This window comes from Deltaproteobacteria bacterium, from assembly GCA_019310525.1.
Classification (GTDB): Bacteria; Desulfobacterota; DSM-4660; order Desulfatiglandales; family HGW-15; genus JAFDEE01.
On sequence record JAFDEE010000115.1, the window covers coordinates 1 to 14547 of the forward strand.

General features: G+C 50.9%; 12 protein-coding genes. 5 read left to right on the forward strand and 7 right to left on the reverse strand.

Annotation, left to right across the window (positions count from 1 at the left end; all coding sequences use genetic code 11):
* Positions 1-468, reverse strand: a 468-nt coding sequence (locus JRF57_15335; protein MBW2305076.1) for an IS3 family transposase, incomplete at its 3' end; no start/stop codon positions are given.
* Here JRF57_15335 and JRF57_15340 point away from each other — a divergent pair.
* From JRF57_15340 to JRF57_15355, 4 genes are all read left to right on the forward strand, one after another.
* A complete protein-coding gene (locus tag JRF57_15340; protein MBW2305077.1) occupies positions 421-759 on the forward strand; it encodes a hypothetical protein in 339 nt (112 codons plus the stop codon). The two genes, JRF57_15335 and JRF57_15340, sit on opposite strands and share 48 nt — an antisense overlap.
* A 289-nt stretch (positions 760-1048) precedes the next feature.
* On the forward strand, positions 1049-2641 hold the full coding sequence (locus JRF57_15345; GenBank protein ID MBW2305078.1) for a D-aminoacylase: 1593 nt from the start codon (positions 1049-1051) through the stop codon (positions 2639-2641).
* A 75-nt stretch (positions 2642-2716) separates the two neighbouring features.
* A complete protein-coding gene (locus JRF57_15350) occupies positions 2717-3475 on the forward strand; it encodes a creatininase family protein (GenBank protein MBW2305079.1) in 759 nt (252 codons plus the stop codon).
* Positions 3476-3610: 135 nt separating this feature from the next.
* A complete protein-coding gene (locus JRF57_15355; GenBank protein MBW2305080.1) occupies positions 3611-4969 on the forward strand; it encodes a D-serine ammonia-lyase in 1359 nt (452 codons plus the stop codon).
* A gap of 678 nt (positions 4970-5647) precedes the next feature.
* Here JRF57_15355 and JRF57_15360 read toward each other — a convergent pair.
* Positions 5648-6640, reverse strand: a complete 993-nt coding sequence (locus JRF57_15360) for a membrane dipeptidase (GenBank protein ID MBW2305081.1) — start codon at positions 6638-6640, stop codon at positions 5648-5650.
* 769 nt (positions 6641-7409) lie between these two features.
* Here JRF57_15360 and JRF57_15365 point away from each other — a divergent pair.
* Positions 7410-8168 (forward strand): FadR family transcriptional regulator, encoded by a 759-nt coding sequence (locus JRF57_15365; protein ID MBW2305082.1) that lies wholly within the window; start codon positions 7410-7412, stop codon positions 8166-8168.
* Between the two features lie 374 nt (positions 8169-8542).
* On the opposite strand, the gene JRF57_15370 is transcribed toward JRF57_15365, so the two are convergent.
* From JRF57_15370 to JRF57_15390, 5 genes are all read right to left on the reverse strand, one after another.
* Entirely contained in the window at positions 8543-9586 is a 1044-nt protein-coding gene (locus JRF57_15370) for a hypothetical protein (GenBank protein ID MBW2305083.1), read from the reverse strand.
* Between the two features lie 270 nt (positions 9587-9856).
* Complete coding sequence (locus tag JRF57_15375) at positions 9857-10081, reverse strand: ferredoxin family protein (protein MBW2305084.1); 225 nt, start codon at positions 10079-10081, stop codon at positions 9857-9859.
* A gap of 160 nt (positions 10082-10241) precedes the next feature.
* A complete protein-coding gene (locus tag JRF57_15380; GenBank protein MBW2305085.1) occupies positions 10242-11918 on the reverse strand; it encodes an FAD-binding protein in 1677 nt (558 codons plus the stop codon).
* Between the two features lie 96 nt (positions 11919-12014).
* Positions 12015-13016 carry a tripartite tricarboxylate transporter substrate binding protein gene (locus JRF57_15385; GenBank protein MBW2305086.1) on the reverse strand — a complete coding sequence of 334 codons (1002 nt, stop codon included), beginning with the start codon at positions 13014-13016 and terminating at the stop codon, positions 12015-12017.
* A complete protein-coding gene (locus tag JRF57_15390; protein MBW2305087.1) occupies positions 13007-14539 on the reverse strand; it encodes a tripartite tricarboxylate transporter permease in 1533 nt (510 codons plus the stop codon). The genes JRF57_15385 and JRF57_15390 overlap by 10 nt, the downstream gene beginning before the upstream one ends.
* Positions 14540-14547: the final 8 nt, after the last annotated feature.

Consider the following 14547-nt stretch of genomic DNA (forward strand, 5'->3'; position numbering starts at 1 on the left):
CAGGCCCTTTTCGGGATGGCGCCGACCTACAGCCATCTCCAGTGCATCGATAGCCAACTGACGGGTCATCCGGTTGGACGCTGACCAACCAACTATCTCCCGGTTGAACAGATCCAGGAGCACTGCCAGGTACAACCAGCCCTCTTTGGTCCAGATGTAGGTAATATCGCCAACCCAGGTTCGATTTGGGGCCGCCACGTTAAAATTCTGGTTGAGCAGGTTCGGTGCTACCGGCAGATTGTGTTTGGAGTTGGTCGTTGCCTTGAATTTCCTTTTTACTCGGGAACGGATCCCGGCCTTGCGCATGATTCGGGCAATGCGGTTTTTCCCGCAACGAATACCTGCCTCGGTTAGATCACGGTGGATTTTCGGCGCCCCCAAGATGCTATGACTGGCTGCATGCAGTACCTGGGTAAGATTATGGAAATCCTGGATAGTAATGATTTCCGCAAGGGGGCGATTCATCATCCCTATACGGCATATCTCATATTATCAAATCCCACGTTAAACCCCAGACAAAGGAGTTCTCAGGAGGGTGTGCTGCAGGGGGATGTCCCCAGCCCGATAAATCCGCCGAAAGGATGCAGGTTCCATCCCCGCTGCCCTTTTTTCAAAGAGATATGCCGGCAAAAGGATCCTCCACTTCTGGAAACCGATACAGATCATTTTGTAAAATGTCACTTCCCGGATCGTGTTGAGCGCAAGTTGCAGCATCTTTTAAAAAGAAAACTTGAGATGTATAGGATCTGTTTTGATTAAGATGGATGTAACAGGTTGTTGAAAAAAGCACCCTGGAATCCTTGAATCCTAATTGGTGCCCATCCATAAATGGCCCTTTTGCCCAATCTTCCGCCTTCGCTATGGCTACGGCGTGACAAGCTGCGTCAGGCTCAGATTTTAATCCTCGAAATACTTCAATGTATACTAATTGAAAAACATTCGAACTGAAGTCTTCGCCTGAAGAATCGGGTTTCTCTCACTCCCCAAAGGGGACAAACAAGAGACCCAATTCGTGGAAAGAACACGGTGTCAAACATGAGGAGGTTGTATGGTGGATATTCTGATTCGGAACGGCGTGGTGGTGGATGGTTCAGGTGCTGCCCGGTATCGCGCGGATGTAGCAATAGAGAGGGATAGTATTGTTGATGTGGGCCCTATGGCGGATGCAAATGCGGAGGTGGTGATTGATGCATCCGGCTGCGTTGTGGCGCCGGGCTTCGTGGATATGCATTCACATGCGGATTTTTCTTTACCCATGTGTCCTACAGCCGACAGCTTGGTGCATCAGGGCATTACAACCGTCGTCGTCGGACAATGCGGGGCATCGCCAGCCCCGCTGCTTGACGATACTCGCGGACAGGTAACAGAAATGATGGAGAGCAAAGATATGCCGGTGCCCTGGGAGCAATGGGCAAGCTTCGGCGGTTATCTTACATACCTGGCTCGTATAGGTACATCGGTAAACGTTGTGCCCCTGGTCGGACAAGGGACCGTGCGATCGGCAATAATGGCTTTCAGTTCTGAGCCGGCGGACCACGAGCAGATAACCCGGATGCAGTCTGAAATCGTAAAAGCAATGGACGAGGGTGCCATTGGCGTCAGCACCGGCCTCATCTATCCGCCGGGTTCATATGCCTCTACTGAAGAATTGATAGCCGTCACCCACCCGGTCGGGAAACGCGGAGGCTTTTACTTCAGCCATATCAGGGGTGAAGGTGACACGTTGCTTGAAGCCGTCGCTGAAGCCATTCGTATCGGACGGGAAACCGGCGCTGCGGTGCAGATCAGTCACTTCAAGGCCGTAGGACGGGAAAACTGGGGAAAGTCCGCCCAAGCCTTGGAGCTGATTGACCGTGCCAGGTCAGAGGGATTGGATATTGCGATCGACATGTATCCTTACTTGGCCGGTAATACGGGCCTGCTGGCCCTGCTTCCCGAGTGGGCGCAGGAAGGCGGCAAAACGGTCATCTTGAAACGTCTGAAGGACCGTGTAACCCGTCAAAAGATGGGCGACCATATGATGACCGGCACCAGCGGTCTTGGGCACAAGATTGAATGGGACAAAGTGGTTATCAGCAGCTCACCCATGAACCGAGACTATGAGGGCCGTAACATTGCCGATCTCGCCGCCGAGGTCGCCAAGTCACCCCACGAGTGGGTTCTTGATACCCTGTTGGAGACGGATCTTGATGCGAGTATCATCATTTTTTCAATGTCCGAGGATAATCGAAGGGCGGAGTTGTCTCATCCCGGGATGATGATCGGCACCGACGGATTCGGTATGCCTATGGATGGGTCCCGATCCATGGGAATGCCGCATCCTCGCAGCTATGGCACATTTCCGCGCGTGTTGGGGTATTATGTCCGTGAGCATAATGTCATTTCGTTGGAAGAAGCGGTTCTCAAGATGACCGGCCTTCCGGCCCGAAGGCTTCGATGGACGGACCGCGGCCTCGTTAAGAAGGGCTATAAGGCTGACCTTGTTGTCTTTGATCCAAACAATGTAACCGACCGGGCGACCTATGAGGATCCTGTCCAGTATCCTATAGGTATCTCACACGTTATTATTAACGGCAAACTGGTGATTCATGATAACATACACACACAGGCACGGCCGGGGTGTGTGATCGGGAGACGGTAAAACAGGTAGGGTAGGGGAATTTTCCCATGATAAAACGAGACCTTAAGTGCAGTAGCTTTTCAACAGCCTGCTGAAATGAAAACGAGGGAAATGATGGGTGTTTATAAATTGGAAAACATGACCTGGCCTGAAATCCGCTCTGAGATAGACAGGGGGCGGGACACTGTTGTTGTCTGTTTTGGTTCTAACGAACAGCATGGAAGGCATTTACCTACAGGCACGGACGCCATTGTGGCCGACAGGATTGGATTGGGCCTTGCAGAACGACTTGGGGCTTTTCTGGCTCCGACCTATCGAGTAGGATGTTCCAGACATCATATGGCCTTTGCCGGTACTATTACTCTGGAAGAGGAGACCTTTAAACAAGTGGTTATTGATACGGTGAGGAGCCTGTTGCATCACGGTTTTAAAAAGATCGTGCTCGTACCGACCCATGGCGGGAATTTCAAACCACTGGGCGATGCGATGGAACAACTGGAAGTAGAGGAAGATGCAAAGGTAATCGCTTACACTGACCTCGACGGCCTGATGGAAAACGCATTCGAGCAGGCGAGCGCAAAGGGGATAACCGAGGGTCAAGCCGGGATACATAGCGGCGAGTGGGAGACCTCTTTGATGCTCGAAATAGCGCCTGAACTCGTAAAAATGAATGAAGCAGTGGCAGGTAATCTGGACGAATTGGCGGAGATCAAAGAAAAATTGCACCAAGGTACTCACCTTGTGGATGAGAATGGAGTAATCGGGGACCCCAGGCTGGCCACGGCCGAAAAGGGCCGGGATTATCTGGAGGCGACAATCGATTTAATATGCAGAAAGATCAAAGAATCGTTTTAACCCACAAGCATAAGGTGAGCGGACGGGCAGACTTTTTCGATGTCGGATCGGCTGGGGGTTTTCTTTCTAATGGGAATTTCCGAATGGCCGGTGATGTGTTGTTTTGCAGTTTGAAACGGTGTCAAGGAAGGGAGCATGATGAATTTCGATGACTCTGCGTCGGTCATTGACCAATTAAAGGAAAAGAAACCGTTATTGTGGATCAATTCCGACCTGGCGCGGGCCGGCGAAGTGTTGCCCGGCCTGAAGATCGGGATCGACCGGATTCAAGATGCGGCCGATCGCTTGGAGCGTTTTGCGCCCCTGTTGGTCGACTTGTTTCCCGAACTCAAAGACAGCGGAGGAATCATTGAATCCGATCTGGTTCATATACCGGCCATGGGCGAAAGCTTATGTCAAGCAAGTGGAATCGACCAGGGAGGCGCCTTTTGGGTGAAAGCGGACCATGCCCTGCCGGTGGCCGGCTCGGTCAAGGCCAGGGGCGGGATCTATGAGGTGCTGTTACTGGCTGAAAACCTTGCCTTGGAAAACGGGTTGATTTCCGTCGAGCAAGACTACTCGGCCTTGCGCAGCGAACAGGCCAGGCGGCTTTTCGGACGATACACCGTATCCGTGGGCAGCACCGGAAACTTGGGATTGAGTATCGGCGTGATGGCGGCGGCCCTGGGATTCAAAGCCGTTGTGCACATGTCGGCGGAAGCCAAGGCATGGAAAAAGAAGCACTTGCGCGACCGAGGTGTGGAGGTGGTTGAGCACGCTTCAGACTACTCTTCTGCGGTTTCAGCAGGCCGGGAAATGACATTGTCTGATCCGTACGGATATTTTGTCGATGATGAAAGATCGGAGGCGCTTTTCCTGGGGTACAGCGTCGCCGCCTTGAGGCTGAAGGAGCAGCTTGAGCAATTGCAGATCGTTGTCGATCAGCGTCACCCTTTGTTTGTTTATCTGCCCTGCGGAGTAGGCGGAGCTCCCGGTGGCATCACTTTCGGGCTGAAGCACATTTTTGGCGATAATGTGCATTGTTTTTGGGGGGAACCGGTGCAGGCTCCCTGCATGCTGCTGGGGTTGGCGACCCGGTTCGATTCAAGCACTTTGTCCGTCTACGACATTGGTCTTGATAATTCCACCGAGGCAGATGGACTTGCAGTCAGTAAGGCTTCAACCCTCGTGGTTGACTTGTGCAGCCGGTTGGTATCAGGCATTTTTACCGTGACGGACGACGAGCTGTTTCATTTCCTGTACAAGTTGGACCAAATGGAAAAGATCCGTATAGAGCCCTCAGCCGCCGCCGGCTTTGCCGGCCCGGGCTTCCTGCTGGCCTCCGATGCCGGGAAGGGATATTTGACTCGACACGGACTGACCGGGCAAATGGCCATGGCAAATCATATTGTGTGGACGACAGGCGGTCGCTTTGTTCCCGAAGAGGAATTTTCGGGTTTTTTACAACGCGGTTCAGCGGTCGGGATGGATTGTCCTAGTGAAAAAAGTCGATAAAACCTGCGGGCTGAGGATCGCTGCCCTTTGCTTCCGGTTGAAAAGGTTTAGACTTTTTCTCTTGTGCGGTAAAAAAATATTTAAATGCCAAGCGGCAGAGGCACCATACATTGAAGTATTTCGAGGATTAAACTACTATCGGCTGAAGCCGTAAGCTTAGGGGCCAAGGGGTCGAGGGTTCAAGGGGTCAAGTGAAAAACATCTTTCTTTAAATCCCGGTTTCTCACTCGAACCCTGGGCCCCTTGAATCCTTGTACCCTACTAAAAAAACGATCCAACTAAAGTTTTCGCCTGGAAAGTCCAAGGTTCTCCCATTCACAGACTGGGACATTAAACCCAAATTATGCGCTAATGATGAAATTGATCTTTATTACAATATGTTAAAGTATTTTGACAGCACCCGATAGGTGAAGGGGAAAGGGATGTTCCCTCCGCTACGTTCGCTACGCCGTCCATGGCTCTGCTTACTGCCGATTTTGGCTCTTCCGCTCTCCCTGCCTGCGGCAGGCAGGCTGCTCCAGAGCCAAAATAGGCCGCTCCTGGGAAAATCCTTTTACCCTTCCTTGGACAGGCGTTCACGCATAATTTGGATTAAAATCTGAGCCTGACGCAGCTTGTCACGCCGTAGCCATAGCGAAGGCGGAAGATTGGGGAAAAGGGCCATTTATGGATGGGCACTTACTGGCAGTTTTGATCTTTCCACGTTTGCTTGAATATACGGATCCAATTTTCGTGAGAAATTTTTACTAGAGCTTCATCATCGAATCCTGCCTTTTCCAAGGCTGACATAAGTTTTGGCAGCCCGGCGACATCTTTTAGATCTTTGGGAATGGTGGCGCCGTCAAAATCTGATCCAAAGGCCACATGATCGATGCCGATCTTGTCTGCGACATAGCAAATGTGGCGGACAATTTCATGGATCGGGGTATCGGGATTCAGCCTTCCATCAGCTCGCAGGAAGCCGACATGGAAGTTTATTCCAACGACTCCTCCGGATTCACCCACGGCATCCAGTTGTTTGTCGGTAAGATTTCGCGAGGAGGGACAGATGGCATGGACGCCGGTATGTGTCACCACAAGAGGGGCCTGAGTGATCCGTGCGGTGTCCCAAAATCCCTGCTCGTTTATGTGCGCCAGGTCCACAATGATTCCAAGACTATTACAGGCCTTCACGAGACGGACACCTATATCGGTCAAACCCGGACCTGTATCCGGTGATTGGGGAAATTTGAAGGGAACACCGAAACCGAAGGCGTTTGAACGGCTCCAGGTTATGCCGACTGAACGGAGACCTGCCTCGGCAAAGACGTAAAGGGCATTTAATTTGATTTTCCCATTTGACTCGTCCGCCAATCGGAAGAGGGCCGCCATTTCAATGATAGTCATCTCCAGGGCCCGGGCAGGGTTGACCGGCTTTGTAAGAGGGATATCGTAGGAAATCCCATTGTCATTGAGATTCGCGCCGGGATGTTCCGGAGGCTCATCATCCGATGGAACGAACACCGCGAAAAAGCCGCCTCCGAACCCCCCATGCTTTATCCGCGGGAGATCAAGATGGTTCTTGCCGCCTCCATTGAGAAATGCTTTGTGACCTTTGTACCCGGAGAGATATAGTTTTATGAGGGAATCATTGTGTCCGTCGAGTATCGGGGGGTATCTCCTGATAGTCATGTGAGACCTCGCGTTAAAGGAATTTGGTTAATGTCCCATTTGGGGAATAAGAGAAGCCTGGGCTTTACGGGCGAAGACTTCAGTTCGATCGTTTTTTGACCAAGGTTCAAGGATTCAAAGGGTCCGGGGTTCGCGTGAGAAACCGGGATTTAAAGAAAGATGTTTTTCACTTGACCCCTTGAACCCTCGACCCCTTGGCCCCTAACCTTACGGCTTCAGCCGATAGTAGTTTACTCTGAAAAGTGCTGTAAACACAATTTCTTGACTATAAACAGACTCCATGGTATTACCATTCTCATGCTAGATATCTATCATGTCCAATAATGAATTTTATTGTTATCGGAGAAAAACCGACTTTACGCCCAAAATATGGCTTTGCCACTGCGATTTTTTTAATTTTGCGGACGGCAAAGCTATTTTTTTCATCGATTTTTTCGAACTGGGTTTCAAGAGGTCACAAACCGCAACCTGTAACAGCAAGTGAATTCATGCTAGTATTAGGTTAGTGCCGATCCATAAATGAAAATTTTTGCGGCAAGGTCAAGGAGACCAGGGACCCGCCAATAGGAATGGGGTGTTCGAGTCTTACGAGGATAAATCAAAAGATTTCGCGCAGGCGTACTCCAGTACGCCACATCTGGCTGCACCTTTATGTTGTGTCGGCACGCTGGGGTGCCTGGCACAAGCAGGCGTCCGAGATCGTGCAAAAAGGCCATTTATGGAGGGGCACTGATTGACGATGAATTGAACGACACATAGAGGCTGGAAAATGTCAAAAAAACTCCCTTTTAAACAAGTTAAGAGGGCACATCTTTATGAGGAAGTCGCCAACCAGATTAAGATGGCCATCTTTGACGGTGTTTTGGAACCTGGAGACAGTCTGCCTTCAGAGCGCGAACTGGCGGAAATGTTCGGCGTCGGCCGTCCGACAATAAGAGAAGCGCTTAGGATTCTTCATCTTATGGGTCTTATCGAAATCAATCGCGGTATTCGCGGCTCAACAGTCCGGGAGATAAAGCTGACACAATATCTCGAGACCCTCCGCGAGCATTTATCCTACCTGATTAATGTGGATGATCAATCCATTCAAAATCTCTGGGAAGTGAGAAAATATGTTGAACTGGGCATTGCTCATTCGGCAGCCCGCAACGCAACTGAAGAGGATTTCGAGGAACTGGAACGATTAATCAAGGAAATGGAGGCATGCGGTACAGACACACATGCCTATTTCCCTTTTGCCACCGAATTCCACAAGAAAATTGCCTTGGCTTCAGGTAACAGCATCTTTTATATTATTTGGAGCATGTTTCACGACATCCTGCTTAAGGGTTATATGCCCCATCTGGATGATCTCTTTCCCAACGGACCTCAGGGCCTATTGAGGTCCAACCGCATCCTCCTTGCGGCTATCAAGTCCGGTGACCCTTCTGAAATCGAAAGAGCCATTCAGATTCACGCCGAAGAGGAGCGCCTTTTCCCGACCGATAAATTTATTAAAAACGGACGGGACCGCATGGGGAAAGTGTAGCAGATGCGATTGATGAAAGTTTTGCTCCTTGGTACATAACCACATCTTTGTCGGTTTCGCCCTAAGACAATAAATTGAAATGGCAAGGGGCCGGAGAGGTTCCGGCCCCCATCTGTTTTTAAAAGATGAGACCTTTGAAAAACGTTTAATTTTGTTCAAGGTCAAGGAAGGCGAAAATTTTAACCATCCCGCTTGGGATGCCAAGCGGGACAGGCATCCATACATTGAAGTATTTCGAGGATTAAAATTTGAGCCTGACGCCGAGATTGGGCAAAAGGGAGCATTTTTCAAAGGTCTCAAGATGTGGTTAGAAACCAGCTTGGCTTGTATCTCCATGATCTTGTGCAGGTTCAGGCCCAGGGCTGATGTGAATATTATATTTCTTCCATTATGTTCTTTGGTGTTCTTATGGTAGTAAAGATGTCAAGGACGTAATTTCTCCTGCTTTCCTTGTCGAGGCGCTTTGCGAGTTCTTGATGATAATAGGATCCAATGCCGTAAATATATTGATACGTCCTTGAGAGAGGCTCTGAAGCCCGTCTCCCCAAGTCTTTCAGAATAAAATCCTTATCCAGATTCGGTAGATATTTTTCCATGTATTTATAAACATCTTCCGGATCTTCACCTTCGTTTATCATTATGTGCGCGTTTGATGAAACCATGTGCCTGAGATTGTTGACGTGGAGAAAAAGCCTGCCGTGCATCGAAAAGGGGTCGCCGGGGAAAAAGTAGTAGAGAGTTTGTGCGATTCCCTCGGATACGAATTGTTCGGGTGTGAATAATGAAGTAAGTCCGGCAAAGGGGGGCATATGGTGATTTTCAATCCGACGCCTCCAGGAGAGAGACTGCAAGGCATGGCAACAGATTTCATGAAAAACGAAAAACTCCGTAGACCCCTTCCTCCACTTTTTCATCTGAACGGGATGAATATTGAATCTTAACAGGATATCGCCTTTGGAATCAGTGAGTATCCAGTTCATCCAAAAGGCTTCTTCCCGGAAGAATTCGATTTTATAACTGGGTGTCACATCCAGGCCAAGCCAATCCAGAATCATCGGAACGAGTTTTTTCTCCAATGCGTTGAACGATGAAATGATTTCATCTTTATCCCTGAAACAGGTCTCCTTTTCAAGGGCCTCGAATCCCTGTTTTGAATATTCATACCCGAGTTCAGCCATGGATCGCCCGGCCTTTTCTTGTTCTTCTTCAAGCCTGTTCCGGGGAATGGGGACGGGTTTGACTCCCATCGTATTTTGGACATATTCAGCGAATGGAATTTGTTTGCCCATGAGGGCATCCAAATAATTTAAGGCACCTTTAAGTTTTTCCTTTATAAACGTGTCCTGGTGCTCATAGGCTTCATACTCTTCAATGATCCTGTTGAGGTTTTCCCTGACCTCTCGGCGGCTGGTGAACATCCCTGGAAACCTGTCTCCTTGCCGGATAAGATCAAAATCAATAATTGATGTTTTTCCTTCCTCTTCCAAGCGGTGCCACCGGTAATATAGCGAAACCATTTTATCGTAAATATCCATAATTACCCTTGACCAAGATAAATATCGGCAGCTAGAGAAAGTATTCCTGATGAATCATTTTTCCCGTATCCCCGTGGAAAAACATGACCAGGTCACCCCTTGGGGCAGTATATAGCGATTTTTAGGTAGACTTGGCAACTGCATAATATGGGCTCAATATGGAGTTGCACCTGCGCCTACCAGCATTCTTAAGGGAAACCGAATTTCAATGGCTTCTTCGGGGCAATCCTGACGGCAGGATCCGCAGTGCCAGCATTCATCCGGATATTTCACATAGGGTCTTTGTTCTTTCTCGTCCATGTAAATGACGTCAAGGGGGCAGGAGTCCTCACAGGTCCCGCAACCCACACACATATCTTCATTAATCACTGGAGGCATTGATTCCTTACTCTCCTTTCATTCGACTTTGCCGGGACACCCTGTAGTCTGTTACAGGGAGGAATGGCTGGGTGAGTGCACTGAAGCGCTTTTGTGCAAAGGCGGGTTTGCTTCCATCATAATTCCGCTCAAGTTAAACCACTGCCTGCAGCGGAGAGCTTCATTTATACTTAATAGGGAAAAATACGGTCCGCACCTTTTCCCCGTCCTCTATCCTCACCGTGACCTGACCGAGCCACCGGTTGTCGTCGGTTTCTGGAAAGTCGAGGCGATTATGGCACAGGCCGAAACGGCTCTCCTTTCGGAACAGGGCCGCTGAAATCATGCAACGGGCCACCGTGAGCATATTGTATACCTCCTGGGTCCGACAAAGATCATGGTAGGATGCCGCCCCGACACGATCTTTCCAGTCTTCCAGGAGGTCCAGGTTGTTTAAGGCCTTTTCCATGGTCCAGGCGGAACGGGTGGGCCCCATGCCCTCTGCCAGGGTCCGTTGGAGCACATCCTCGAATTCCTGCCATGAAACAGAACGAGATTCGGCCATGGGGGCGAATATCCGCTCTCGGATCTCCCGTACCCGGTTTTTCGGCAAAGGGATCTCCTTGCCTGTCTTTTTGCCGGCATACCGGGCCGATGTTTTTCCGGAATGAATCCCTCCGGTCACCGCCATGTGCAGGCTCCGACACTGATCCGCGGAATTGCCTGCAGAAAAAAGTCCGGGAACCGTGGTCTCGCAGTCCGGTCCGATCTTGATACCGCTTCCGCACACCTCGTTTGGGCCGCCTTGCATCCCTTCGGATGTGGCTATCTCCATAAGGTCCCTGCTTAGATCAATCCCTTTTTGCTCCAGGAAATCACCATACGTATCCTTGTCATAACTCAATGTTGTCACCAGATGCTTCAGGGACTCCGGATCGATATGTCGGCAATCTACGTAAACGGGTCCTCGGTGGGCCTTCAACTCACCCAGTACCCCTTGGACCAGTGTGTACCTGGGTCCTTTCATGCCCAGGGGATGATATCTCTTCATGAACTCTTCCCCGGCCCCATTCACCAGTTTGGCTCCCATCCCCACGAGGGCGTTGAGACCCGGGGCACTGAAACCGCGGGGTACCAGAGTCATTCGAAGGTACTCAACGTTGGCCAGCTCAGCACCGGCCCTGAGAGCCATGGCCTCCCCATCCCCTGTATTGGCCGGACACATCCAGCAATTGAAGCTCAGTCCGGTCGGGTTCTGGAACAAGCGGTTGGTCCCTCCTGTAAGCATGATAACGGCCTTGGCCTGAACCACATAAAAGGTTCCCTTACGAATATCAAACCCCGCTGCACCGCACACTTCACCATCGTAGACCAGAAGGTCTGAGGTCACCACCCGTTCCAGTACCGTGCATCCGGCACGTTTGACCGCCCTGGTCAACAAAGGCTTTAATCTCTTGCCGTTGAAATTGATCCACCAGGGTCCGGGTTGACCAAAGGACTGTGTACGGAAAAAGCTTCCATCGGGTCTTCGGAGTGTGCAACCGATGTCATCAAAGCGTTTGATGGCCGTTTCAAGCTCGTCGCAATAAACTTTTTCAACCACCGAGAGATCGGCGGCTCCCCGGGCGCTTTTGGCCGTGAACTCAAGATAGGCCTCCCGTGTATCCCACTCCGGCCCCGTATTCAGGTAGGCGCAGAAGTGATCAATGCCTCCGGCAGCATGCCCACTTCTTTTGATCACGGCCTTGTCCATAATAACAACATCCTGTCCAGCTTCACGGGCGCTCAGGGCGGCATTCAGTCCTGCCACCCCTCCACCGATGATAAGAACGTCTGTCTTCAAATATTGATCTTCCATTTCTTCCTCTCTCTTGAGCCGAGGTCTATCGATGGGATATTCCAGGGTGTCCGACCCTCAGCCGGACCAAGTCCAGGCCGAGGGTGGACTGCCCTTTTACCTGGGGCTTGTTGCAGGTTTCTTTATCAACCCCAGTTTTTTCAAGACCTCGGTCTCCTCGGGCCAGCTTTTCTCCAGAAAATCCTTGTACTCTTTGCTTCCAAGATTTGTGATAACCATAGCGTACTGCTTGAGGATTTTTTTGAATTTTTCGGTCTGGGCCACTTTCATAAAAGTGGCCTCCAGTTTTTTGACGATCTCAGGGGCCATGCCGGCAGGTCCGAAGATCGAGAAAAGGGTGTTGTTGTACCAGCTATAACCCAGTTCCGGGAAGGCAGGCACATCCGGGAATTCTTCCATTCTTTCCTTTGTTTGAACGGCAAGTATTCGAACTTTCCCTGATTTTACCATGCCCACGAACTGGGGCCCTGCGGAGCATGCATCCACATGTCCTCCCAGAAGAGCTGTTAATGCAGGCATGGTGCCCTTGTAAGGTATATGGATCCACCGGATCCCTTCCTGGACCTTCACCATCTCCATGGCCATATGCATGAAACTCCCGGCCCCGGCCGTACTGTATTTCACCTTGCCCGGGTTTTTCCGGGCGTATTCAACAAGTTCTTTGAATGTCTTCCATGGTGCATCCGTTTTTACAACCACGGCCGAAGGCGGTTGTGCATAGGCGAATATGGGTGTAAAGCTCTTGAGGGGGAAATAGGGCACTTTTCGCCTCTGGGGTACCCGGACGATCGCGGTACTCGTGGCACCCGCCAGGGTGTATCCGTCCGGGGAGGCGCCTTTCAACACAGCCAGGGCCACGCTGCCTCCTCCCCCCGGCCTGTTCTCGATGATAACGGGTTGACCCAGAATCTTTTCCGCACCAGCGGCCAGGGCCCGGACGGTCGTGTCCACTGATCCCCCTGCGGCAAAGGCGACCAGAATGGTAATCGGTTTATCGGGATATTCCGCGAAGGCCCTTGGAGGGACAAGAAAGAGAGCTGAAACACAGATAAGAGCGACCAGAAAAATCCCTAATCTAGTTTTCCTTGCTAAGCACATTTCGCATCCTCCTGTTTTATGAATTTGGACGCAGCCCTCCCTTTCAACTGGCTGCGAATAATCCCGATAATCGACAGTACCGTCATGATAAGAAAGACAAGGGCGATAGGCCGGGTGACAAAAATAGACAGGGACCCCCCGGAGAGAAGTAGTGACTGACGGACGGCTGTCTCACCGATCGGACTCAGAATAAAGGCAATGAGAAGCGGTGCCGTGGCAAATCCGAATTTGAGCATGAAAAAGCCGAGAATCCCGAAAAAAACCATGGTCCCTACATCAAACATGGAATGATTGATGGCATATGCGCCCACCACACAAAAGATCAGAACCACGGGGAAAAGGTAACCTCTGGGCACCTTGCTCAGATAGGCCGCATACTTCATAAACAGGCTGCCGATAATGAAATATACGATGTCGCAGATAATAAAGCCCAGGAATATGGCATAGATCATGTGGGCGTGATCTTTGAAGAGCAGCGGGCCGGGGATCAATCCCTGGATCATAAAGGCCCCCATGATGACTGCAGTAATGATGTCTCCGGGGATTCCCATGGTCAGGAGAGGGATGAAGGTAGCTCCAACCACTGCACTGTTCCCCGATTCAGAGGCCGCGATACCTTCAAGGGATCCATTGCCGAATTTCTCGGGATTTTTTGACGCGCGTCTGGCCTGCCCATAACTGATGAAAGAGGCGATGCCCGTTCCGATCCCAGGTATAATTCCGATAACCGTGCCTATAAAAGTTCCACGAAGTATAGTTCGCACACATCCCCTGAATTCGGCCCAGGAGACACGGTTGTCCGAGGGGTTGCTTGAGTGCCTGATCACGAACCGATCCGCCCGAGTCCTGGACTTCTTGCCCAATTGAAGGAATACCTCTGACAGAGCAAAGAGACCTATAAGCAAGGGAATCAGGGATATCCCGCTGTCCAGATCCACCACGTTGAAGGTCAGCCGGCGGGTGGTCATGACCGGATCAAGTCCTACCGTGGCGAGGAGCAATCCAAAGGCCCCTGAAATCAAGCCCTTAATGATTGATTTGCCAGCAACGCCGGCCACAACGGTAAGGGAGAAGATGATCAGCATGGAGATTTCAGGCGGTCCGAAGCGAAGCGCCACCGCTGCCAGCGGTGCGGCCACAGCGATAAGGATGATGTCCGAGCCTAAATCTGCAAGGGTGGAGGCGTATTTGGCCATTTTCAACGCTTTTACGCCCTTGCCCTGCTGCGTCATGGTATACCCGTCCAGCACAGTACAGGCAGAAGCGGGTGTTCCGGGCGTGTTCAGTAGAATGGCTGTAATGGAACCCCCGAAGATGCCCCCCTTGTATGCTCCTACCATGAGCATGATGGAGGTCACAAAATCCATATCAAAGGTTATGGGCAGGATCAGGGCGACAGCCATTGTCGCGGTAAGCCCGGGCACCGAACCCACCACCAATCCCAGGAATGAGCCCACAACTATGGCCAGAATGTGCTGCCAGGTGAGGATGATATGAAGTCCGGTGGCGAAGTTCTCCAACATGGTCAAAT